This is a genomic window from Polaromonas sp. UBA4122, from assembly GCA_002381615.1.
Classification (GTDB): Bacteria; Pseudomonadota; Gammaproteobacteria; order Burkholderiales; family Burkholderiaceae_C; genus Polaromonas.
The window spans coordinates 18,393-40,676 of record DFWY01000080.1 but is presented as its reverse complement, the minus strand read 5'-3'; the positions used below and the strand labels follow the sequence as shown (position 1 = coordinate 40,676).

Genomic DNA, 22,284 nt, shown 5'->3' with positions numbered 1-22,284 from the left:
GCGTCGATGGGTATCAGACGCCTTGCTTCAGGGAGGCTTCGATAAAGGGATCCAGATCGCCGTCCAGCACTTTCTGCGTGGCCGAGGTTTCGTAGTTGGTGCGCAGGTCCTTGATGCGGCTCTGGTCGAGCACGTAGCTGCGGATCTGGTGGCCCCAGCCCACGTCGGTCTTGCTGTCTTCCAGCTTTTGCTGCTCGGCCTGGCGCTTGCGCATTTCATGGTCGTACAGGCGTGAGCGCAGGCGCTTCCAGGCCACGTCACGGTTGCCGTGCTGCGAGCGGCCGTCCTGGCACTGCACGACGATACCGGTCGGAATGTGCGTGAGGCGCACTGCCGAGTCGGTCTTGTTGATGTGCTGACCACCTGCGCCGCTGGCGCGGTAGGTGTCCACGCGCACGTCCGACGGGTTGATGTCGATCTCGATCGAGTCGTCAATCTCGGGGTACACAAACACCGAGGCGAACGAGGTGTGCCGCCCGCCGGAAGAGTCGAACGGTGACTTGCGAACCAGCCGGTGCACGCCGGTTTCGGTACGCAACAGGCCAAAGGCGTATTCGCCTTCAATCTTGATGGTGGCGCCCTTGATGCCGGCGGTGTCGCCTGGCGATTCGTCTTCCACCTGGGTTTTAAAGCCCTTGCGCTCGGCATATTTGAGGTACTGGCGCAGCAGCATGCTGGCCCAGTCGCAGGCTTCGGTGCCGCCAGCGCCGGCCTGGATGTCGAGGAAGGCGTTCAGCGGATCGGCCGGGTTGTTGAACATCCGGCGGAATTCCATCTTCTCGACTTCGGTGACGACTTTGCCGGCCTCGGCTTCAATGGCCTGCATGCCGGCTTCATCGCCGTCTTCTTTGGACATCTCGAACAATTCGGTGTTGTCAGCCAGTTCCTGGGACAGCCGGTCCAGCGTGAGCACCACGTCTTCGAGGGTTTTCTTTTCCCGGCCGAGTTCCTGCGCGCGCTTGGGGTCGTCCCAGACCTTGGGGTCTTCCAGCGCGGCGTTGACTTCGTTTAACTTACGTTCTTTGGCAGGGTAGTCAAAGATACCCCCGAAGTTCATTCACGCGGTTGCTGAGGTCCGCGAGCTGGTTGCCAATGATGTTGATGTGTTCTGCGTCCATGAGAGATTCCTGTCTTGATCTGGGGTTCAACCCGCGATTTTCTCATGCTCTGGAAGGCGAGTACGCAAAAAGGCCATGCCCTGCAAATGCCGATGACGGCCCCGCTTCTCTGGGCCGCTTGGCGTTACAGCTCAGGTCGCAGTTTCTGAAGGCGGAGCCAGGGGCAGAATGACCGTGAATACAGCGCCTTCACCCGGCTGGCTTTGCACATTGATGGTGCCGCCGTGTGCTTCGATCAGTTGCCTGCTGATGTAAAGGCCCAGTCCGAGGCCGCCCGAACTGTCGTTCTCCACGGCACGCTCGAACTGCTCAAAAATACGCTCCTGATCTTGCACGGCAATGCCCTGGCCCTGGTCGCGAACATCGATGCGGGCGCCGTCGGGTAGCGGCGTCAGGCTGATATCCACCGGTTGACCGTTGCCATAGCGCAGTGTGTTGGTCAGCAGGTTAATGACCACCTGCTCGATCCTGAATTCGTCCCAAAAGCCGGTGACGGGCTGGTCAGCATGCAGTGTGATGTGGGTCCCCGCCGCTGCGGCCTGGTTGGACAAGTTGCCTACTGCGCGGGCCAGCAGGGCGGATAGCTCCACTTGACGCGGGCGAATGGAAAGCCGATTGCTGCGAATGCGCGAGATGTCCAGCATGTCGTCGATCAAACCCATGACGCTTTGGATCTGACGCTGGTCGTGGGCTACCATTTTTTGCAGGTAGGTATCGTCGAAAATTGCCGTGTTTCCCCGCTCCAGTTCCACCTTGCGCAGCTGCGCCTCAAGAAATAGCGTGTTGAGCGGCGTCAGCAGTTCATGCGCCACCACGGACATGAAGTCATCACGCATGCGGATGGCGCGTTGCAGCTCGCCCTGGGTGGCTTGCAGTTGCTGCAGCAACACTTCTTGCTCCTGCCGGCTTTTTTCCAGCGCCTGAACCTGTCGGCGGGTTTCATGGCGCTGGCGGTACAGCTCGACAAAAACATTGACCTTGCCCTTGACGGCATAAAGGTCTAGCGGCTTGTACAAAAAGTCCACTGCACCGGTCTCATAGCCCCAGATAGCGTAGTTCGACTCCGTGCCGGCGGCGCTGACAAACACGATAGGAATGTGGCGGGTCTTTTCGGTGCCGCGCATCAGTCTGGCCAGCTCAAACCCATTCATGCCCGGCATTTGCACATCCAGAATGGCCAGCGCGAATTCATGCTCAAGCAGCAGGGCCAGCGCCTCTTCCCCGGATGAAGCCTGGAAAACAATCCGGTCATCCCCGCGAATCAGTGCATTAAGGGCGAGCAGGTTCTCGGGAAGATCGTCGACGATCAAAAGTTTGGCTTTATGGGTGTCGTCGTTCAGCATGAGTTTCTATCCAGTTTGAGGAGCAGGCTGCGGATGCCGTCCAGAGTGAGAATCAAATTTGGACGCGGTTTGCGGATGGCCGCTTCCGGCATGGTGGCTACCTCGGCTTCGGCCGGGTCTTGCACCACGGTGAGTCCGCCTTGTTGCCTTATTTTAGCCAGTCCGGCTGCCCCGTCGAAATTGGCGCCGGTGAGCAGAATGCCGACCAGACTTGCGCCATAAGCGTCCGCTGCAGACTCCATCAGCACGTCAATCGAAGGGCGCGAGTAGTGCACCGGCGCTTCGCAGCTCAATGAAAAAGACCGGTCCATTTCCACGGACAGGTGGTAGCCCGGCCCTGCGAAATACAGCGTGGCCGGTGCGATGCTTTCCTTGTCGGCCGCCTCGCGCACCGCGATCGGCAGCCTGTGCTGGAAAATTTCGGCCAGCAGGCTGTCCCGATGCTCGGGCAAATGCAGCACCGCCACAATAGGCAGGCGGAAGTTGCTTGGCAGCCCAGACAACAAGGCCAGCAAGGCCGCCACGCCTCCGGTTGAAGCACCAATCACCACGGCTTCGATCGGGTGTTCTTCTGCGACGTGCATGATGTTCATCAGGGCAGGGTAGTCTAGAGTTTTCGGAAAATCCGCTCGGATTTGACCAGCGGTTCAAAGCGTGTGGCGTAGTCGGAAAAGTCGATGCTCTCCTTGCTCCCCAGGCCGAGAAAGCCGCGGTGACTCAGCGATTCATGAAACAGGCCCAGTGCGCGGTTCTGCAGCTTCTTGTTGAAATAGATCAGCACGTTGCGGCACAGCACCAGCTGGGTTTCGGAAAACACGCTGTCTGTCGCCAGGCTGTGATCGGCGAAGGTGATGTTCTCGCGCAGCGACTTGTCGAAAATCGCGGCGTCGTAAGCGGCGGTGTAGTAGTCGGAAAACGCTTGCTTGCCGCCGGTTTTCTGGTAATTGGCGGTGTGGTTCTTGATGCTGCCAAGCGAAAAAATGCCCTGCCTGGCCTGGTCCAGTGACCTTGCGTTGATGTCGGTCGCATAAATCAGCGAGCGCTCCAGCAGGCCTTCCTCTTTCAGCAGAATGGCCAGAGAATAAACTTCTTCGCCGGTGCTGCAGCCTGCGACCCATATCTTGACGGAAGGATAGGTCTGCAGTCGCGGTATGACCTGCTGGCGCAAGGCCAGAAAAAACGTGGGGTCGCGAAACATCTCGCTGACAGAAATTGTCAGGTACTGCAGCAGTTGCCTGAACATGGCCGGATCGTGCAGTACTTTGGCCTGCAGGGCCGGGATCGTCGGGCAGTCAAATTGCGCAAGCGCCTGCAGCACCCGACGCTTTTGCGATGCGCCTGCATAGTCGCGGAAGTCGTAGCTGTACTTGAGGTAAATCGCCTCCATCAACAGGCGCAACTCCATCTCGACATGGTTGGCCGCGGCCACAATGGCCGGCGCTGCCTGTCCCTGGCTCATCCCCGAATGGACCTTCGCGCCTTGAGGCGGCCCTGCAGTGGAGATTCTTTTCGGCATTCAGACGCGTTCCATGTGCGGCATCCATACGCGAAGCAGCGAAAACAGGCGGTCAAGATCGATGGGCTTGGCGAGGTAGTCGTTGGTGCCGGCTTTGAGGCATTGCTCCTGGTCGTCCTTCATGGCCTTGGCTGTGACGGCAATGATGGGCAGCTTCTGGAAGCGCGGGTCCTTGCGGATGCGGCGCGTGGCTTCCAGGCCATCCATGCCCGGCATCATCACGTCCATCAGTACCAGGTCGATATCGCTCACCTCTTCAAGCTTGCTGATGGCCTCAAAACCATTGCGGCCGATCTCGACCAGGATGCCTTTTTGCTCCAGGGCGTTGGTCAGGGCAAAAATATTTCGCACGTCGTCGTCGACCAGAAGAATCTTGCGGCCTTCAAAGACCTTGTCCCGGCTGCGGGAGGTTTTCAGCATGATCTGCCGCTCTGCCGACAATTCCGACTCCACTTTGTGCAGGAAGAGGGTGACTTCATCCAGCAGGCGCTCGGGCGAGCGCGCGCCTTTGATAATGATGGAGCGTGAATACTTCAGCAGGTCGGCTTCTTCCTCGCGGGTCAGGTTGCGTCCGGTGTAGACAATGACGGGCGGGAAGGAGCAGATTTCTTCGGTCGACATGCGCTTGAGCAGCTCATTGCCCTGGATGTCCGGCAGCTTCAGGTCAATGATCATGCAGTCAAAAATGGTGCTGGCCAGCAGTGCCAGCGCTTCCGTGCCAGTCTCCACTGCAGTGATTTCAACGTCGTCCTCGCCAATCAGCCGCATCACGCTTGCACGCTGCAAGGCATCGTCTTCCACCAGCAGCACGCGCTTGACCTTCTGCGTCAGTTTGGCTTCCAGCTTTTTGAATACGTCCTTGAGCTGCTCGCGCGTCGTCGGCTTCATGACGTAACCGATAGCGCCCATTTGAAGGGCTACCTCGCTGCGGTCATAAGCCGACACTACATGCACTGGGATATGGCGTGTCTGCGGATTTTCTTTAAGCCGTTGCAGCACCGACAGGCCCGAGCGGTCGGGCAGGCTCATGTCCAGCAAAATGGCGGCCGGAACAAACTGGGTAGCCAGGGCGAATCCGTTTTCTGCGCTGTGTGCGACCAGGCAGCTGTATTGCAGCTCATGGGCCAGGTCATACAGGATCTGCGCAAAAGAAACATCGTCTTCAATGACCAGCACCAGGCGAGCGCTCGGCGCCAGGTGCCGGTCATCTGCAAAGGCCGGTGCTGGCGCAGCCGCGGGCTCGGCAGCACCAGGCAAAGCTGCGGATCCTTGGGCGGCCGCCTGCGTTGGCGGTACGGGACTTGCTGGAGGCGGGGCTATCGAACCCCCAGCTGGCACCTGCGCTTGGCTCCAGTTGCAGGGCAGCAGCAGGGTGAAGGCGCTGCCTTTGCCCTCGCTGCTTTCTATCGAGATGGAGCCGCCCAGCAGCGTGGTGAGGTCGCGCGAAATCGACAGGCCAAGGCCGGTACCGCCATAGCGCCGGCTGGTTGTGCCATCGGCCTGGCGGAAAGCCTCAAAGATAATCTGCTGCTGGTCCTGACGAATGCCTATGCCCGTGTCCTGCACGGTAAACGCAATGGTGCCGTCGGGCTGTTGCGATACGGTGAGGCTGACCTTGCCTGCTTCGGTGAATTTGATCGCGTTGGAGAGCAGGTTTTTCAGGATCTGCTCGACACGCTGGCGATCGGTCACAAACGTGGCTGGCGCGCCCTGCTCCACATTGACCTCGAAAGCCAGTTTCTTTTGGCTGGCCAGCGGTTCAAAAGTGCTTTTGAGCGAATCGACCAGCTTGGCAACGGCGATATTTTCGGGCAAGAGTTCGAGTTTGCCTGCCTCGACTTTGGAAATGTCGAGGATGTCATTGATCAGGTTGAGGAGGTCATTGCCTGCCGAGTAGATGGACTGCGCAAACTTGACCTGCTCCTCGTCGAGATTGCCCTTCCGGTTGTCAGACAGCAGCTTGGCCAGGATGAGCGAGCTGTTGAGCGGTGTACGAAGCTCGTGCGACATGTTGGCCAGAAACTCGGACTTATAGCGGCTGGCCCGGCTCAATTCTTCGGCACGTTCCTCCAGTTGGATTTGCGCCTGATTGAGCGCAACGTTTTTCTGGTCCAGCGACAAGGCCAGCTCCGATAACTGATCGTTGGTTTGCCCGAGCTGAGCCTGCTGGTTTTCAAGATTCACCTGATACTCCTTGAGTACCCGCGACTTCTCTTCCAGCTCTTCGTTGACGGTGCGCAGTTCTTCCTGCTGTGATTGAAGGTCTTCGTTGAGTTGCTGGCTTTCCGCCAGCACGTCCTGAAGCCGCCGGCGATAAAGCGCCGCATGGATGGAGTTGCCAATATTGGTGGCGATCATGTTGACGAACTCCAGATCGCGCGGGCCGAGCGCCCGCAGAAACCCGAGCTCGACCACGCCGTTGACCTGTCCCTCGTTTTGCACCGGCACCACCAGCACATGACGCGGCGCGCCCTGGCCCAGGCCCGAGGTGACTTTCAGGTAGTTGTCGGGCAAGTCGTGGAGTTGCAGCACACGGTTTTCAAGGGCGGCCTGGCCTATCAGGCCTTCGGCACTGTAAAACGATTGTTCTGTTTCTTCGTAGTCCTTGCTGAAGCCATAGGCAGCCACACGCCGCAGGCTGCCGTTGTCTTCCCGCACATACAAGGCCGCCACGGCAGCATCAAGATAACGCGCCACGAATTCCAGCACGCTACGGCTAAGCGATTCCACCCCTGGATGGCCGATCGTGTGTTCGGCCAGTTGCAGCTGCCCGGTGCGCAGCCAAAGCTGCTGATCCAGCAGCATCGCCGTGGCAGCTTGCTTTTGCTCCGTCTCGCCGTAAGTGTCCGACAGTTGCACCAGTTCGCGGCGGCCAACGAAAGCCAGCAGACCGCTCAGGCCCAGGCTGAACAGCAAATAAGCCGCCATGCCCCAAAACGTGGTGTTTCTGGCCTCATCGTTGCGCAGCTGCAGCAGCCGCTCTTCAACGCTGATGAACTCGGCGAACTCGCGCCGAATTTCGTCAGTCAGGCTTTTTCCCCCTGCGGAGCGAACCGGCTGCTGGTAGTCGAGGTTTCTGCGGCGAAGGGAAACAATGTTTTGCGCATATTCATTCCACTGAGCCTGCAGCGCCCCGATGCGCCCAAGCCGGCTGACCTGTGCCTGGTTGTCGCGGACAAGTAGGGCCAGCGTGTTTGTTTCGGCTGCGAGGCGCGGCTTCCCAATTTCAAAAGGCTGCAGCAGTGGTTCTTCGCCCGTGACGAGGTAACCATACATGCTGGTTTCCATGTCAGCGCCCAGCTTGGCGATCAGATTGGCGTTGGTAATCGCTCGCTCTGTTTGCGCGACCCCGCCCAAGGCCGACAGCAGGTAAAAGATGAGGGCGACAAAAACGGCGGCACTGAGCACGCCGACGCCCAGCGGCAGGCTGATGTTTCGCGTCAGGATACGGCGAAAATTTTCCTGATGGATATAAGCTGGCCCGGGCATCGTTGTCTCCGCTTGAAGCGCTGTAAAAAGGCTTGAGTGTGCGCTAAATGCCGAGCCTTGGGCTGGCACACGGAATCAGCTCAGGAAATCTTCGATCAATCGGGCCAGTTGCGCTGGCTGGTCATGGTGCAGCATGTGGCCGGCATCCTGGATGACCACAACCTGCGCATGGGGTACTTGCTTGAGCCTTTCGTGGTACTCGGCCAGGCTGTATTTGCCACGCCACCAGGTGGCAATGGAGTCGTCGGAGGCCTCTATGGCCAGCGTGGGCGCGCTGATGCGCTGGTAAATTTCCAGAACTTCATCCACGCGGTAGAGCTGCGCGCTGGTGATCTTGTGGGCGGGCTCACCCAGAATTTGCCATTTCCCCGCGGCATCGGGGCGGGCCCAATGGCTGGCCAGCCAGTTGGCTTTGTCCGGCGACAGCCGGCGGTTGGTCCTCATGAGCCGCCGGGCGACGCCGCCCACGTCGTTGTAGGCCTTGAGGGCCAGTTCGCCGCGGTGCAGGCTTTTCAACTCGTCCATCCATTGGGCATAACGCCCCGGCGCCTGACCGGGCTGGCTGGCCGGCAGGCCAAAACCTTCCAGATTGACCAGCTTGCGGATGCGCGCGGGCCGCACCCCGGCATACAGCATGGCCGCATTGCCGCCCATGCTGTGGCCCACCAGGTCCACCGGCTGGTCCGGTGCGTAATGGTCTAGCAGAAAGTCGAGGTCGGCCAGGTAGTCGGCGAACCAGTAGTGGTCGGCTCGGCCGCCAGCTTGGCTGGAGCCGGTTTGCCCGAAGCCGCGCCAGTCGGGCGCAAGGAGGGTCCGGCCCTGCGCAAACGCATCTGAGAAGGCGTCCACCATGAACTGGTAAGAAGCCCCCACGTCCATCCAGCCATGCACCAGCACCAGAGGCGGCAGCGCTGAGCGCCCGCCCGTTGCGCTGTCCCAGCGTTGAACGTGGTAATTGAGCCCGCGTATAGGGACAAACTCGCTGCGAAAGGAACGTTTTTCTTTGTACATTGTGTGTTCATCATAAGGAGACCGGAATTGAAGCGCAGTCAAAACAGGGACAAGAACAGGGGAAAAAATAAGAACAGGACCGCCATCAAGCAGCGCAGCACCTCCGATGGTGGGCTGCCTGACCTATCCGACCACTATGCAGCCCTGCACAGCGGCTTTCGCTGGCAGGTGGATGCGTACTTCAACATCGCCGAGGTGTGCTGCAGCCGCTGGGCTCGGGCTGGAATTGGCCAGCCGGATGCTACTAAAAAAATAGCTATTCACACCCATGCTGCGGGCGCTAAAGGCATATTTCATACTTATTCAGAGTTGCAGCAGGCGGCTGACGCGCTCAGCCACTTGCTGGCCGGGCTGGGCGTGGGGCGCGGTGACCGCGTCGCCATCGTGATGCCGCAGCGATTCGAAACTGCGGTGGCCTACATGGCGGTGTTCCAGATGGGCGCAGTCGCCATGCCGTTGTCCATGCTGTTTGGGCCTGAAGCGCTGGAGTTTCGTCTGCAGGACAGCGAAGCGGTAGTGGCCATTTGCGACGAAAGTGCCATCGCCAGTGTGAAGGCGGTCAGGGCGCATTGCCCGGCTCTGCGCACGGTGGTGGCGGCAGGTAGCGCCAAGGGGCAGGGTGACCTTGATTATGAAGCCGGGGTGGCAGCGCAACAGCGGGCCTTCACGGCGGTCCAGACAAAAGCCGATGAAGCGGCGGTGCTGATCTACACCAGCGGCACCACCGGTCCGCCCAAGGGGGCGCTTCTTGCGCACCGCGCGCTGATCGGCAACTTGCCGGGCTTCATCTGCAGCCAGAACTGGTTTGGCTTTGATGGCAAGGCGAATAGGGCGTCTGACGCCATATTCTGGTCGCCGGCAGACTGGGCCTGGACCGGCGGGCTGATGGATGCGCTGCTGCCTACGCTGTATTTTGGCCGGCCCATCGTGGCTTTCAACGGCCGCTTCAGCCCTGAACTCGCCTTCAGCCTGATGGAGCAGCAGGGCGTCACGCACACCTTTTTGTTTCCCACGGCGCTTAAAGCCATGATGAAGGCCTTTCCTCGGCCGCGTGAGTGGTTCAAGCTCAAGCTGCAGGGCCTGATGAGCGCGGGCGAAGCGGTTGGCGATGCGGTATTTGCCTACTGCCAGGAGCAACTCGGTGTGACGGTCAACGAAATGTTTGGCCAGACAGAGGTGAACTACATCGTCGGCAACTGTTCGAGGTTTTGGCCGGCGAAGCCGGGCAGCATGGGCAAGGGCTACCCGGGCCACCGCGTCGCCGTGATTGATGATGACGGCCACGAATGTGCTGTGGGCGTGCCCGGTGACGTGGCCGTGAACCGCTTTGATATCCACGGTGACCCGGACCCGATCTTCTTTCTCTGTTACTGGAAAAAAGACGCCGCAACCCGGGCCAAGTTCACCGGCGACTGGTGCCGCACCGGCGATCTGGCCCGTCGTGATGGCGACGGCTACCTGTGGTACGAGGGCCGTGCCGACGATGTTTTCAAGGCGGCGGGATACCGCATCGGTCCCGGCGAAATTGAGAACTGCCTGGTCAAGCACCCAGCGGTAGCCAACGCGGCCGTGGTGCCCAAGCCCGACAGGGAGCGCGGGGCAGTGGTCAAGGCTTACGTCGTGCTTGCTCCTGATTTAATAGCTGCTCGCGATAGGTACACGGGGGATATAGCTCAATTTGATCTAAAACTTGTAGCGGAATTGCAGGCGCATGTGAAAAGCAGGCTGGCGCCTTACGAGTACCCCAAGGAAATCGAATTTATTGACGCGCTACCCATGACCACCACCGGCAAGGTGCAGCGCCGCGTGTTGCGGCTGCAGGAGGAGGAGCGCTTTAAAAATGCCTGAGAGCTTGCAAGGTCCTGTTAAAAAAGCACCCGAGGGTGCTTTTTTAACTGAGCAGCAATGCTGGAGTTAACGCACGGCGATTGGCTCGGCCACGTAAATTTCAACACGGCGGTTCTTGCTGCGACCCTGCGGCGTGCTGTTGTCGGCAATCGGCTCCCGCGAGCCGCGTCCGTCGGTCGTGATACGGGCCGCTGCCACGCCATGGCTGACCAGGTAATCACGGGCCGCATTGGCGCGGTCGAACGACAGAGGGTTGTTGATGGCGTCACTGCCGGTGCTGTCGGTGTGGCCAATAATGGTGACCATCGTTACCGGATTTTGATTCAGACTGGTCGCAAAATGGTTCAGGACCGTCACAAAGTTGGGCTTGATGGCCGCGCGGCCCACATCAAACGACACATCGCTCGGAATGTCCAGCTTCAGGCGGTTGTCGGCGGTCTGGCTGACTGCCACGCCGGTGCCTGCGGTGGCTTTTTCCATGGCAGCTTTCTGGTCCTGCATTTTCTTGGACCAGATGTAGCCGCCACCGGCACCGAGGGCGCCGCCCAGCACGGCACCGGTTGCCGCGCCTTTGGAGCCGTCCGTGGCCGCGCCCAGCAGCGCGCCAGCGATCGCGCCAATGCCGGCGCCCTTGGCCGTGCCCTGCTGGGTTTCGCTCATGTTGGCGCAACCTGAAAGGCCGGCAATGACCAGTGCTGCAGCGGTCAGGGATGTCATGATTGATTTTTTCATGGAAGCGCTCCTCGGAATGGATTGACTTGAATCGAGAGCGCATTCAAGCGCTGCCAAATAGATGTTAGGCATCCAAATGGTGAGGAGTTGTAAGACAAGAGCTGAGTTGGGCGCAAGCAAACGACCTTTGAAGCCCTTAAACTAGCCCTTTGTGAACTCTGCCACGTACGGCCCGGACATTTCCATGAATAAAGTTCAACTCGGCTCCAGCGATCTGCATGTGACCCCCATTTGCCTGGGCACCATGACTTTTGGCGAACAGGTCGATGAAGCCACAGCGCATACCATCCTGGACCGCTCCTTGGAGCGCGGTGTCAATTTTCTGGATACGGCAGAAATGTATTCGGTACCGGCACGGCTTGAGACCTTTGGTGCCACCGAGACCATCCTTGGCAACTGGTTTGCAAAAAATCCATCCGCCCGCAACAAACTGGTGCTGGCCACCAAAGTCGCAGGCCCGGCTCGCGGCATGCCCTGGATTCGCAACGGTAGCCCCGACCTGACGCCGCAGGACATCGTGCAGGCCTGTGAAAACAGCCTCAAACGCTTGCAGACCGATGTGATTGACCTGTACCAGATCCACTGGCCGGCACGCAACGTGCCGGCTTTCGGCATGGTGTATTTCGATCCGGCCAAGGACAAGCCGGTGAGCACCATCCACCGGCAGCTCGAAGCGCTGGCTGACCTGGTCAAGGCGGGCAAGGTGCGCGCCATTGGCCTGTCCAACGAAATGCCTTATGGCGTGCATGAGTTTGTGCGTTTGGCGGAACAACACGGTCTGCCGAAAATTGCGGCCGTGCAAAACCCGTACTGTCTGATCAATCGCACCGTGGAAAACGGCCTGGATGAGACGATGTACCGCCTGGGCGTCTCCCTGCTGGCCTATTCACCGCTGGGCTTTGGCCTGCTGACGGGTAAGTACGATGCCACGGGTATCGACGCCGCCGAGGCGCCGCAGGGGCGAATGGCGAAGTTCGCTTCGATGAAGCAGCAGCGCTGGGGCCGCCCCGAGGCGCTGGCCGCCGCGCGGCGCTATAACGCCCTGGCGCGTGCGCATGGCCTCACCCCCACGCAACTGGCGCTGGCGTTTTGCACCACCAAGTGGCAGGTGGTCAGCACCGTCATCGGCGTGACTTCTGTGGCACAACTCGACGAAGACCTGGACGCCTTCGGCACCACCCTTTCCCCTGAAGTATTGGCCGAAATCGACAAGATCCGCTGGGAGATTCGCGACCCGGCTTTGTAACATGGCTAAAAAAGACCGCAAAAATGAGCACGTTAGCGAAACCCCGGCCACGCAGCTGCTGAAGGCCCATAAGGTGGCTTTCACCGAGCATCCCTACGAGTACCTGGAGCACGGTGGCGCGCAGCACAGTGCCGAGGTGCTGGGCCTGGACCCTTTCACCGTCGTCAAGACCCTGGTTATGCAGGACCAGGATGCCAAGCCCTTGCTGGTGCTGATGCATGGCAACCGCAAAGTGTCGACCAAAAATCTGGCGCGACAAATTGGCGCCAAATCGGTCGAGCCCTGCCAGCCTGAAGTGGCGAATCGCCACAGCGGTTACCTGGTCGGGGGCACTTCGCCTTTCTGCACGCGCAAAGCCATGCCGGTGTATATCGAGGAAAGTATTCTGGCTTTGTCTAAAATCGCCATCAATGGAGGCCGGCGCGGCTACCTGGTCGGCATTGATCCGCAGGTTTGTGTAACCTTGCTGGATGCAAAATTGGTGCAGTGCGCGCTGAACGAATAACAAGGGGAGACAATTTTGGATTACGCATACTCATTCGGCGCTGTGCTGCTGGCCTACTTGCTCGGGTCGCTGTCTTTTGCGATCATCGTCAGCAAGGCCATGGGCCTGAAAGACCCGCGTAGCTTCGGCAGCAAGAATCCCGGCGCCACCAACGTGCTGCGCTCCGGCAGCAAGGTGGCGGCGGTGGCGACTTTGCTGCTCGATGGCCTGAAAGGCTGGCTGCCCGTGGTGCTGGTCAAGTGGTTGGGCAGCGACTACGGTCTGGGCGACGGCACCGTCGCGGCCGTCGGCCTGGCGGCTTTCCTTGGGCACTTGTACCCGGTTTTTTTCCAGTTCAAAGGCGGCAAGGGCGTGGCCACGGCGGCGGGCGTGCTGCTGGGCATCAGTTGGTCGCTGGGCTTGGCAACGCTGGCGACCTGGCTGATCGTGGCCTTTTTTTCGCGTTATTCCTCGCTGGCGTCGCTGGCTGCTGCGGTGTTTGCGCCGCTGTTTTACCTGCTGGGCGACCGGGGTGCCTGGTATGTCGACAAAAGCATCATGGCCATGCTGGTCGCCATCAGTGCGCTGCTGCTATATCGTCACCGCGAGAACATCAACAAGCTGCTGAAGGGCACCGAATCGAAACTGGGGGCTTCCAAACAGCCTGGCAAAGATGCAAACAGGCAAAGAGGAAAATAGGAAAATAGGCTACCCAGGTGGCGGCTGGTAACGCTTGTCCAGGATCATCAGCTTGTTCTCACGCTTCACCTGAAACAAAACGCGGCAAGCGTGGGGGCCATTCAGTCCCTGAAGTTGTCGAAACTCAGCGGAAGATCCTTGATCTCGGCGCGAATCAGGGCCATGGCCGCCTGCAGATCATCACGCTTGGCGCCGGTCACGCGGACCTTGCCCTCCTGAATGGAGGCCTGCACCTTCATCTTGTTGCCCTTGATGAGCTGCTGGATTTTTTTGGCCTGTTCGGTTTCAATGCCGTCGCGCACTTTGGTAACTTGCTTGACCTTGTCGCCGCCTATCTTTTCAATCTTGCCAATGTCCAGGAAGCGTACGTCAACGCCGGCCTTGGTGAGCTTGTTACGCAAAATGTCGTGGATCTGGTCGATCTGGAAATCTCCATCGCCAATCAGCGTGATGTCCTTGTCTTTCAGCTCAATCGAGGCGGCAGTGCCTTTGAAATCAAATCGGGTGCCGATTTCCTTGCTGGTGTTTTCAACGGCATTTTTGACCTTGACCAGATCAGTTTCAAGAACAGTATCAAAGGAGGGCATGGTGTCGTCTTTGCTAGAAATGAGGGATGAGACAATCCCATGATGTTAGTCGAGAAAAACGTTCCACTCCAGCCTTTCAACAGCTTTGGCATCGTGGCCAAGGCGCTCACCCTGGTCCGGGTGAGCAGCGAGGTCGATATCGCGGCGGTGCTGCAGGACGCGGCCCTGCGCGCTGCGCCCAAGTTCATATTGGGCGGGGGTAGCAACATCGTGCTGACCGGTGATGTCAAATCCCTGGTGCTCAAGGTGGAGATCATGGGCAAGCGCCTTGTCAGCGAAACCGCCAAAGCCTGGATTGTGGAGGCCGGCGCTGGTGAAAACTGGCACGAGCTGGTCACCTGGGCCCTGCAAAACGGCTATCCGGGTCTGGAAAACCTGGCGCTGATTCCGGGCACGGTCGGTGCGTCACCCGTGCAGAACATCGGCGCCTACGGGGTAGAGCTGCAAGACCGCTTTGATTCGCTTGATGCCGTGGACTTGACGAGCGGACAGAGCTTCACGCTCAATGCGGCGCAATGCGCGTTTGGCTACCGCGATTCGGTGTTCAAGCACAGCAGCATGGCCCACAGCGCAGTTCATGGTTCAGACGCCCAGGGTTTCGGCTTGGCCGGCAAGGCGCTGATCACCCGGGTGCGGTTTTCGCTGCCCAAGCCATGGAAACCTGTATTGGGGTATGCGGATATCGATAAAAAGATGCTGCAGTCCAGGATTGACGCGCCTGATGCGCTACAAATTTATGAGTGGATTTGCGACATTCGCCGGGCCAAGCTGCCCGACCCCAAGGTGATTGGTAACGCCGGCAGCTTCTTCAAGAACCCGACCGTCTCACCCGAGCAATGCACCGACATCATTCAGCGGGAACCCAAAATTGTTCATTACCACCTGGCCGACGGCTCGGTGAAGCTCGCTGCAGGCTGGTTGATTGACGCCTGCGGCTGGAAGGGCAAGTCCGTTGGCAATGCAAGTGTTTATGACAAGCAGGCGCTGGTCCTTGTGAATCGCGGCGGTGCCAGCAACCCGGTGACCGGCGGCGAGGTGATGACGCTGGCCAAGGCCATTCAGACCAGTGTGTATGAGCGCTTTGGCATCCTGCTGGAGCCGGAACCGGTGGTGGTTTGAGTTTTTTTGTCGGTCCGGCGCTGAGGGTGCTATTGATTTAGTAGCTGCTTGCGCCCGTATTCAATGGGTTGAAGGCCTATTTGGCTCCAAAAAGTGGCCGCTAATGACCGGAAACCTGTCAGGATTCGCGTCGCTTCTCGCGCGCCCCACTTGAGCGCGACTTCAAGCTTGACGACGGCTCCACAAAACGCCCGGACACATACTTGTGCAGCACGCTGGCGATCAGCGTCTGGTAAGGCATGCCTTCTTCAAGCGCCCGAGCCTGAATATCCATCAGGTCCGGCGTTGAAATGCGGATGTTGACCCGCTTTTCCTTCAAGAACGTGGCGCTGGCTGCAGCTTTGAACTTTGCCAGCTTTGCCCTGGAAGGCGAGGTGGACTTGAGCTCACCTTTTTCGTAGGCGGCCAGAATGTCTTGTTCGAATGCGTCAGGTTTTTTCATCTGGATTGCTCCTCAGTAAATAGTCTCGGGTTGCTTTTCGGCTGGGAATGACGGTCTTCAGGAAGTAGTAGTCTGGCTCTTCAACGTAGGGCACCAGGTAAACGTAGTCGTCGAGTGCGATGACAAAAACGGACTGATTGGGATATTTTTCCGGGTTCGGGTGGCGCAATTCATCGAGCAAACCGTCTGCCTCAATGGCCAGCACCATCTCTTCAAATGAGATACCCCGCTCAATTTTCAATGCCTCGTTTTTCTCGTGATTCCAGCGAAATGGTTTCATTCTGAAAGTTTAACTTGATGTGTGCCTAATGTCACCTTATGTAGTGCACTGAGCCAAGAAAGAACTGGCAACAGGTGATGAAGGCATGATGCTGGCGAAATCGATTTTGACCAGCGTGGGCGGTGCAATTGCTTTACTAGGCTGTATAAAACTCGCTTTTCAAAAGCGGGTACTGTAGACACTTGCGCGGCCTGTGGCTAAGTTTGTAGACCGCCTCATTGACCTCCTCCTGGTTGCTGAAGATTCGTTTTCGTGGGAAAGTACTGGAGCATCAATCCATAGCTCCAAAAGGGTCACGGTTCTGCGTTCCCTGCTCACGCTCTGATGCGCTTAAAAAATCGGCTGGCATGTCGGCATCTTGAAGCGCGGCGAAAAAGCCGTCCCAGCTTGCTGGCTTGCGCGACAAGATGACATCGCCGGTTTCCGCGTCCTGGCGGATGAAAACCTCTTTGGTGTCGAAGCGATAGGCCGCAGGCAAGCGAACCGCTTGGCTGCGGCCATTGGTGAAAAGTTGGGCTACCTGGCTCATGGCTGACTCCTGATTTCAGAGTGATGGACCAAAGGATATGCCAAACGTGTTTTATCCGCTGGTTTTGCCGCCCAGCTTCAGCAAATCGCCGCCCGTTCCCAGCGACAGCACGCCGGTTTTGGCGTAGATGCCCAGCTTGGCGCGCGTGTCCACGATGTCGAGATTGCGCATGGTCAGCTGGCCGATGCGGTCTAGCGGCGTGAACATCGACTCGCCTTTTTCCATGGTCAGGCGCTCGGGGTGGTAGGTCAGGTTGGCCGATTCCGTGTTGAGGATGGAGTAGTCGTTGCCGCGGCGCAGTTCCACCGTCACTTCGCCGCTAATGGCGCTGGCCACCCAGCGCTGTGCGGTCTCGCGCAGCATGATGGCCTGCGAATCAAACCAGCGGCCCTGATACAGCAGGCGGCCGAGCTTGCGGCCGTTGTCGCGGTACTGCTCGATGGTGTCTTCGTTGTGGATGCCGGTGACCAGGCGCTCGTAGGCAATGAACAGCAGCGCCAGGCCGGGGGCTTCGTAGATGCCGCGGCTCTTGGCTTCGATGATGCGGTTTTCAATCTGGTCGCTCATGCCCAAGCCGTGGCGGCCACCGATGCGGTTAGCTTCCAGGATCAATTCCACGGAACTTTCAAACGTCTTGCCGTTGAGCGCCACGGGCTGGCCTTCTTCAAAACGGACAGTGACTTCTTCGCGCTTGACTTCCACGTCGTCGCGCCAGAAGGCCACGCCCATGATGGGCTGGACGATCTTCATGCCGCTGCTCAGGTGCTCCAGGTCTTTGGCCTCGTGCGTGGCGCCCAGCATGTTGGAGTCGGTCGAATAGGCTTTTTCGGCCGACATCTTGTAGCCGAAGCCGGCTTGGGTCATGAAGGCCGACATTTCGGCGCGTCCGCCCAGCTCGTCGATGAAGAGCTGGTCCAGCCAGGGTTTGTAGATTTTGAGGGAGGGGTTGGTCAGCAGGCCGTAGCGGTAAAAGCGCTCAATGTCGTTGCCCTTGAAGGTGCTGCCGTCGCCCCAGATGTTGACGTCGTCGTCCTTCATCGAAGCGACCAGCATGGTGCCGGTGACCGCGCGTCCGAGCGGTGTGGTGTTGAAGTAGGTAACCCCTGCTGTTGTGATGTGGAAGGCGCCGGCCTGGAGGGCAGCAATGCCCTCGGCGGCCAGCTGGCTGCGGCAATCAATCAGGCGCGCCTGCTCGGCGCCATACTGCATCGCCTTGCGCGGGATTTCTTCGTAGTCGGGCTCGTCGGGCTGGCCCAGGTTGGCCGTGTAGGCATAGGGGATGGCGCCCTTGAGCTTCATCCAGTGCAGGGCTGCGCTGGTATCGAGGCCGCCGGAAAAAGCGATACCGACTTTTTGGCCGACGGGAAGGTGCTGGAGTATGGTGGCCATGGAGGGTGTTCCTGAGTTCAACCGAAGTGACAGATGTAGTGGTAAGCCTCGCCGACACGGATGTCGAACTTCGAGTTGCCGGGCACGCTGAATTTTTCGCCCGCCGAGGACTTCACCCAGTGGTCACTGCCGGCCAGTTTGTATTCGCAGCTACCTGCCACGCATTCCATGATTTCGGGTGCGCCGGTATTGAAGGTCAGGGTGGCCGGCAGGATCACGCCCACTGATTTTTTGGTGCCGTCGGCCAAGGTGATGCCGTGGCTCACGCATTTGCCGTCAAAGTACACATTGGCTTTGGTGGTGACACTGATGTTGTCAATTTTTTCGGTAGTCATGGCTCGTTGAATAAACAGGAAACACTCTGCTGCCAGCGGTCTGGCGCGTAAACCGGTGATTTTAGGTCACCTGCGCTGCCAAGGCACCGCCGCATTGCCGTGCGGAATTCTTCACCTCAGACGTGGCGCATAAAAAAGGAGCGTTAAAAACGCCCCTTTTTTGATGTCGCTGAACGCTGAACGCTCAACGCCAGCGTCGATGTCCACCGTAACCCTGGCTATAGCCGAAGTTCAGAGAGAGCCCGATCGGCGGGTAATACGGCGCGTAGTAAGAAGGCTGGGGGTAATAGGCGGGGTACATCACGGGCTGCACATAAACCGGCTGCTGCACCGGCGCCGGCTCAATGTAGGTTTGGGGCTGGACGATGGGGGCAGGCTGGAAAGCCTGAGCCGCTTGGGGTGAAGCTGTTATTGCGCCGACCGGCGTCACCTGCAGCCGCACATACGGTCCGGGGTCGTTCATCATCTGCACGGTGTACTGCGTGTCGGAATATTCATACACCACGTTGTAGTGGCTGGGGCGGTTTTCGTAAAAAGTCTGCGTTGTGCACTGCTGGACGTTTTGGACCTGGTTGTTGGGGCCTTCGATGCGGTCACCCATCATCGCGCCGCCTACCAGCCCAATCACGGTGGCGGCAGCCCGGCCGCTCCCATTGCCAATGGCGTTGCCGACTGCGCCGCCCGCCAAAGCGCCCATCAGCGCGCCCGCGCCCGATTTGGGGGCTTGCGTTATGACGGCTTGGGTATTGCACACCTGTCTGGGCACGGCCACCTGTTGCACCACCGGCGTGCTGGAAATGACCCGCGCCAGAATGTCCATGGCCGACGCGGACACAGAGGCCAAGCCGGCGGTGACAGCGACGGTGGAAATGACAAGTACTTTTTTCATGATTCAAATCCTTTTTCAGCCAATAACTGAAGCTGAACCGCTTTGACGACCTCACCACCATGCGGGCAGCAACTCAAGCGCTAGCCCCAATCTTATTAAATAAGAGTCATTTTGGGGCGCAGAGTTCGGTAAATCGGCTGTAAAGATGGTTAGCGTAGCGCTACCACCTTTTGCAATTCAAATTCGGTGCGCCCAGGCTGCGGCATCAAACCCGACCGTAATATCTTGCCCCCAGTCCACCACCGGGCGTTTGATGACGCTGGGCTGGGCCAGCATCAGCGTATGCGCGCTGGCGGCGTCCATCACGGCGGCCTGTGCGGCAGCATCCAGCTTGCGCCAGGTTGTGCCCCGGCGGTTAAGCAGCTTCTCCCAGCCGACGACTTGCGCCCACAGCGCCAGTTTTTCCGGTGGAACGCCGCGCTTCTTGAAGTCATGAAATTCGCAGGTCTGCCCGTGTTCGGTCAGCCACACGCGGGCTTTTTTAACAGTGTCGCAATTGGCAATGCCGTAAACAATGATCATGCCGTGAGTTTGCCATAAGTTTAAGGAAAAAGTGCTTATGACCCATGTGGGACGGGCATAATTAGCTATTAAATAAATAGCAAACAACTCTTCTCAAGGGTACCCAAAAAAGGCGCTAAACGTGACCGGACCGGCAAGTCGGACAACAGGGGAATAATTCAGGCCAGAACCGGCGCACTGGTGCCGCACGCCGCTGCACCACCTTGGTGTGGCGGCTTTCACGTTGATTCTCTCTTCCATGGACGCTCTATGACTTCTTCGGCCACCCCGACTGCGACCCCATCGGCAACTCTCTACCCGCCCATCGAGCCGTTTCGCACGGGCATTCTTGATACCGGTGACGGCCATTCGATCTATTGGGAGCTGTGTGGCAACCCGGAAGGCAAACCGGCGGTTTTCCTGCATGGCGGTCCGGGCTCCGGCTGCTCGCCCGAGCACCGACGGCTGTTTGACCCCGAGCGCTATTGCGTGCTGCTGTTCGACCAGCGCGGCTGCGGCCGTTCGCGCCCCAGTGCTTCCCTGGACAACAACACGACCTGGCATCTGGTAGCCGACATTGATCGGCTTCGCAACCTGCTGGGCCTTGAACGCTGGCTGGTATTTGGTGGCTCCTGGGGCAGTTCACTGGCACTGGCCTATGCCCAGACGCATCCGGCGCAGGTGTCGGCGCTCATCGTCAGAGGCATCTTCACGCTGCGTCGCGCCGAGCTGCTTTGGTACTACCAGGAAGGGGCTTCGTGGCTGTTTCCTGATCTGTGGGAAGACTTTCTGGCACCCATTCCGCCCGCCGAACGCGACGACCTGATGGCCGCTTACCGCAAGCGCCTGGTGGGCTCCGATCGGGCCGAGCAACTGGCTGCAGCCCGGGCCTGGAGCTTGTGGGAGGGCCAGACCATCACGCTGCTGCCGGACCCGGCCTCAATGGCCAAGCATGGCGGCGATGACTTTGCCCTGGCGTTTGCCCGCATCGAAAACCACTATTTCGTGCATGGCGGCTGGCTGGAAGAGGGGCAGCTGATTCGGGACGCGGGCAAGCTCGCCGCGATTCCCGGCGTCATTGTGCAGGGCCGCTACGACATGGCTTGCCCCGCTAAAACGGCCTGGGACCTGCACCGCGCCTGGCCCGAGGCGGATTTTCACCTGATTGCCGATGCCGGTCATGCCTATAACGAGCCAGGCATTCTTGCCCAACTGATCGCTGCGACCGACCGCTTCGCGCGCTGAGTGGCGAAAGCCTGGCGCGCTCGGCCAAAGGTTTTCTGCGCTGATTGACAATGCGGCGACAATGCGGGCCTACATGGAAACCGCTATGGAACATCTCAAAACCCTCAGCGACTGGCTGGCCTATTGCGAGCGCCTGCACCCCAAAAGCATAGACATGGGGCTGGAACGCGTCAGGGCCGTGGCGCGGCGCATGGGTCTGGCATTTGCATGCCCCATCATCACGGTGGCTGGCACCAACGGCAAAGGCTCGACCTGCGCCATGTTAGAGGCCATATTGCTGCAGGCCGGCTACCGAACCGGGGTTTTCACCTCGCCGCATCTGGTGCATTTTGAGGAGCGTTGCCGGGTGCGCGGCGACATCGTAAATGCTACTGATTTAATAGCATACTTCTCCCGTGTTGAGGCGGCAAGAACCCAAAATGGCCATGAAATTTCGTTGAGCTACTTTGAGTTCACGACGCTGGCCATCCTGCAATTGCTGGCGGATGCCCCACTGGACGTCGTCATTCTGGAGGTCGGCCTGGGCGGTCGGCTGGACGCCGTCAATATATTGGATGCCGATTGCGCCGTGATCACCAGCATTGACCTCGATCACATGGAGTTGCTGGGAACGGACCGTGAAAGCATAGGCCTGGAAAAAGCCGGCATCATGCGCGCCGGCAAGCCGGTGGTGGTGAGCGACCCGGTGCCGCCCCAAAGCATTCTTGACCATGCATCAGAAGTGGGTGCTGATTTGTGGCGCTTGGGCCGGGACTTTAATTTTTCGGGCGACCAGCAGCAGTGGGGCTGGGCCGCTTCCAAAGATAAAGGAGGCCGGCGCTATGCCGGGCTGGCTTACCCGGCCTTGCGCGGCGCCAACCAGCTGGTCAACGCCTCCGGCGTGCTGGCGGCGCTGACGGCCTTGCGCGAGCGCCTGCCCGTGACGGCCCAGGCCGTGCGCGTGGGTCTGTCCATGGTGGAGCTGCCGGGGCGCTTCCAGATCATTCCTGGCCAGCCCACGCTGGTGCTGGATGTGGCGCACAACCCGCATTCGGTGGCGGCGCTGACCGAAAACCTCGATGCCATGGGTTTTTACCCGTGCACCCACGCTGTTTTTGGTGCCATGGCCGACAAAGACCTGGCCCTCATGCTGGTGCGGGTGGGCCCGCTGATCGACAAGTGGTATTTCACGGACTTGCCCACAGCGCGGGCTGCCAGCGGCGAGGCACTGCGCGCCAAATGGGAGGCGGTAAAAACCCGACCTGAGGTCACTGCCAACACTTACAAAAGTCCCGAATTGGCCCTGCAGGCGGCCGTCGAGGCGGCAGACCCCGCTGATAGAATTGTGGTGTTCGGCTCGTTCTTCACGGTGGGCGGCATTTTGAAGGGCGGCGTGCCGCGTCTTTCGGCGCCGCACTTGGCCGCTTAATGGCGAGCAGGGTCGAATAAGGGCCGCATAAACCCGGACAGCCCCAAGCCTTGGGAAGCCCGACAGCCCCCGTG

22 protein-coding genes are annotated in these 22,284 nt (G+C 59.3%); 7 read left to right on the top strand and 15 right to left on the bottom strand.

Going from position 1 to position 22,284, the window contains the following annotated elements; all coding sequences use genetic code 11:
- Positions 1-13: 13 nt before the first annotated feature.
- The 6 genes from prfB to B3F77_RS10710 form a co-directional block, all read right to left on the bottom strand.
- Positions 14-1,118, bottom strand: a protein-coding gene (gene prfB, locus B3F77_RS10735) for a peptide chain release factor 2 (RefSeq protein WP_293604947.1) whose coding sequence is annotated in 2 segments (ribosomal slippage) — positions 14-1,036 and positions 1,038-1,118 — 1,104 coding nt in all. Because the reading frame shifts where the segments join, the coding sequence is not laid out codon by codon here.
- A 131-nt stretch (positions 1,119-1,249) separates the two neighbouring features.
- Positions 1,250-2,461 carry a hybrid sensor histidine kinase/response regulator gene (locus B3F77_RS10730; RefSeq protein WP_293604946.1) on the bottom strand — a complete coding sequence of 404 codons (1,212 nt, stop codon included), beginning with the start codon at positions 2,459-2,461 and terminating at the stop codon, positions 1,250-1,252.
- On the bottom strand, positions 2,455-3,045 hold the full coding sequence (locus tag B3F77_RS10725; RefSeq protein WP_414702996.1) for a chemotaxis protein CheB: 591 nt from the start codon (positions 3,043-3,045) through the stop codon (positions 2,455-2,457). The genes B3F77_RS10730 and B3F77_RS10725 overlap by 7 nt, the downstream gene beginning before the upstream one ends.
- Before the next feature lie 23 nt (positions 3,046-3,068).
- On the bottom strand, positions 3,069-3,920 hold the full coding sequence (locus B3F77_RS10720) for a CheR family methyltransferase (RefSeq protein WP_293604944.1): 852 nt from the start codon (positions 3,918-3,920) through the stop codon (positions 3,069-3,071).
- Between the two features lie 57 nt (positions 3,921-3,977).
- Positions 3,978-7,466 carry a response regulator gene (locus B3F77_RS10715; protein WP_293604943.1) on the bottom strand — a complete coding sequence of 1,163 codons (3,489 nt, stop codon included), beginning with the start codon at positions 7,464-7,466 and terminating at the stop codon, positions 3,978-3,980.
- A gap of 75 nt (positions 7,467-7,541) precedes the next feature.
- Entirely contained in the window at positions 7,542-8,477 is a 936-nt protein-coding gene (locus B3F77_RS10710) for an alpha/beta fold hydrolase (protein WP_293604942.1), read from the bottom strand.
- An 84-nt stretch (positions 8,478-8,561) separates the two neighbouring features.
- Here B3F77_RS10710 and B3F77_RS10705 point away from each other — a divergent pair, with 84 nt between their 5' ends.
- On the top strand, positions 8,562-10,325 hold the full coding sequence (locus tag B3F77_RS10705) for an acyl-CoA synthetase (RefSeq protein WP_414702998.1): 1,764 nt from the start codon (positions 8,562-8,564) through the stop codon (positions 10,323-10,325).
- Between the two features lie 66 nt (positions 10,326-10,391).
- Here B3F77_RS10705 and B3F77_RS10700 read toward each other — a convergent pair whose 3' ends face one another.
- On the bottom strand, positions 10,392-11,057 hold the full coding sequence (locus B3F77_RS10700; RefSeq protein WP_293604941.1) for an OmpA family protein: 666 nt from the start codon (positions 11,055-11,057) through the stop codon (positions 10,392-10,394).
- Between the two features lie 184 nt (positions 11,058-11,241).
- Between B3F77_RS10700 and B3F77_RS10695 the strand changes: the two genes are divergently transcribed.
- The 3 genes from B3F77_RS10695 to plsY are packed head-to-tail and all read left to right on the top strand — an operon-like array spanning position 11,242 to position 13,486.
- The gene (locus B3F77_RS10695) at positions 11,242-12,303 is read left to right on the top strand and encodes an aldo/keto reductase (protein WP_293604940.1); all 1,062 of its coding nucleotides are present in this window, start codon (positions 11,242-11,244) and stop codon (positions 12,301-12,303) included.
- A gap of 1 nt (position 12,304) precedes the next feature.
- Positions 12,305-12,808, top strand: coding sequence for an aminoacyl-tRNA deacylase (locus tag B3F77_RS10690; RefSeq protein ID WP_293604939.1), 504 nt, complete (start codon positions 12,305-12,307; stop codon positions 12,806-12,808).
- A gap of 15 nt (positions 12,809-12,823) precedes the next feature.
- A complete protein-coding gene (plsY, locus tag B3F77_RS10685; RefSeq protein WP_293604938.1) occupies positions 12,824-13,486 on the top strand; it encodes a glycerol-3-phosphate 1-O-acyltransferase PlsY in 663 nt (220 codons plus the stop codon).
- A gap of 101 nt (positions 13,487-13,587) precedes the next feature.
- On the opposite strand, the gene B3F77_RS10680 is transcribed toward plsY, so the two are convergent.
- Positions 13,588-14,073 (bottom strand): YajQ family cyclic di-GMP-binding protein, encoded by a 486-nt coding sequence (locus B3F77_RS10680; RefSeq protein ID WP_293604937.1) that lies wholly within the window; start codon positions 14,071-14,073, stop codon positions 13,588-13,590.
- Between the two features lie 42 nt (positions 14,074-14,115).
- Between B3F77_RS10680 and murB the strand changes: the two genes are divergently transcribed.
- Positions 14,116-15,192 (top strand): UDP-N-acetylmuramate dehydrogenase, encoded by a 1,077-nt coding sequence (gene murB, locus B3F77_RS10675; RefSeq protein ID WP_293604955.1) that lies wholly within the window; start codon positions 14,116-14,118, stop codon positions 15,190-15,192.
- 118 nt (positions 15,193-15,310) lie between these two features.
- Here the strand turns inward: murB and B3F77_RS10670 are convergent, their stop codons facing one another.
- The 7 genes from B3F77_RS10670 to B3F77_RS10640 form a co-directional block, all read right to left on the bottom strand.
- Positions 15,311-15,634, bottom strand: a complete 324-nt coding sequence (locus tag B3F77_RS10670; RefSeq protein WP_293604936.1) for a hypothetical protein — start codon at positions 15,632-15,634, stop codon at positions 15,311-15,313.
- Complete coding sequence (locus tag B3F77_RS10665) at positions 15,621-15,914, bottom strand: hypothetical protein (RefSeq protein ID WP_293604935.1); 294 nt, start codon at positions 15,912-15,914, stop codon at positions 15,621-15,623. Before B3F77_RS10665 ends, B3F77_RS10670 begins: the two co-directional genes overlap by 14 nt.
- A 271-nt stretch (positions 15,915-16,185) precedes the next feature.
- Positions 16,186-16,443, bottom strand: coding sequence for an antitoxin (locus B3F77_RS10660; protein WP_293604934.1), 258 nt, complete (start codon positions 16,441-16,443; stop codon positions 16,186-16,188).
- 51 nt (positions 16,444-16,494) lie between these two features.
- On the bottom strand, positions 16,495-17,832 hold the full coding sequence (gene argG, locus B3F77_RS10655; RefSeq protein WP_293604933.1) for an argininosuccinate synthase: 1,338 nt from the start codon (positions 17,830-17,832) through the stop codon (positions 16,495-16,497).
- 17 nt (positions 17,833-17,849) lie between these two features.
- A complete protein-coding gene (locus tag B3F77_RS10650) occupies positions 17,850-18,167 on the bottom strand; it encodes a pyrimidine/purine nucleoside phosphorylase (RefSeq protein WP_293604932.1) in 318 nt (105 codons plus the stop codon).
- Between the two features lie 184 nt (positions 18,168-18,351).
- Positions 18,352-19,056: a glycine zipper 2TM domain-containing protein gene (locus B3F77_RS10645; protein ID WP_293604931.1), complete on the bottom strand. Its 705-nt coding sequence runs from the start codon at positions 19,054-19,056 to the stop codon at positions 18,352-18,354.
- A 177-nt stretch (positions 19,057-19,233) separates the two neighbouring features.
- The gene (locus B3F77_RS10640) at positions 19,234-19,578 is read right to left on the bottom strand and encodes a Spx/MgsR family RNA polymerase-binding regulatory protein (RefSeq protein ID WP_293604930.1); all 345 of its coding nucleotides are present in this window, start codon (positions 19,576-19,578) and stop codon (positions 19,234-19,236) included.
- 249 nt (positions 19,579-19,827) lie between these two features.
- Here B3F77_RS10640 and pip point away from each other — a divergent pair, with 249 nt between their 5' ends.
- Positions 19,828-20,802 carry a prolyl aminopeptidase gene (gene pip, locus B3F77_RS10635; RefSeq protein ID WP_293604929.1) on the top strand — a complete coding sequence of 325 codons (975 nt, stop codon included), beginning with the start codon at positions 19,828-19,830 and terminating at the stop codon, positions 20,800-20,802.
- An 85-nt stretch (positions 20,803-20,887) separates the two neighbouring features.
- A complete protein-coding gene (folC, locus tag B3F77_RS10630) occupies positions 20,888-22,210 on the top strand; it encodes a bifunctional tetrahydrofolate synthase/dihydrofolate synthase (RefSeq protein WP_293604928.1) in 1,323 nt (440 codons plus the stop codon).
- The last annotated feature ends 74 nt before the right edge of the window (positions 22,211-22,284 follow it).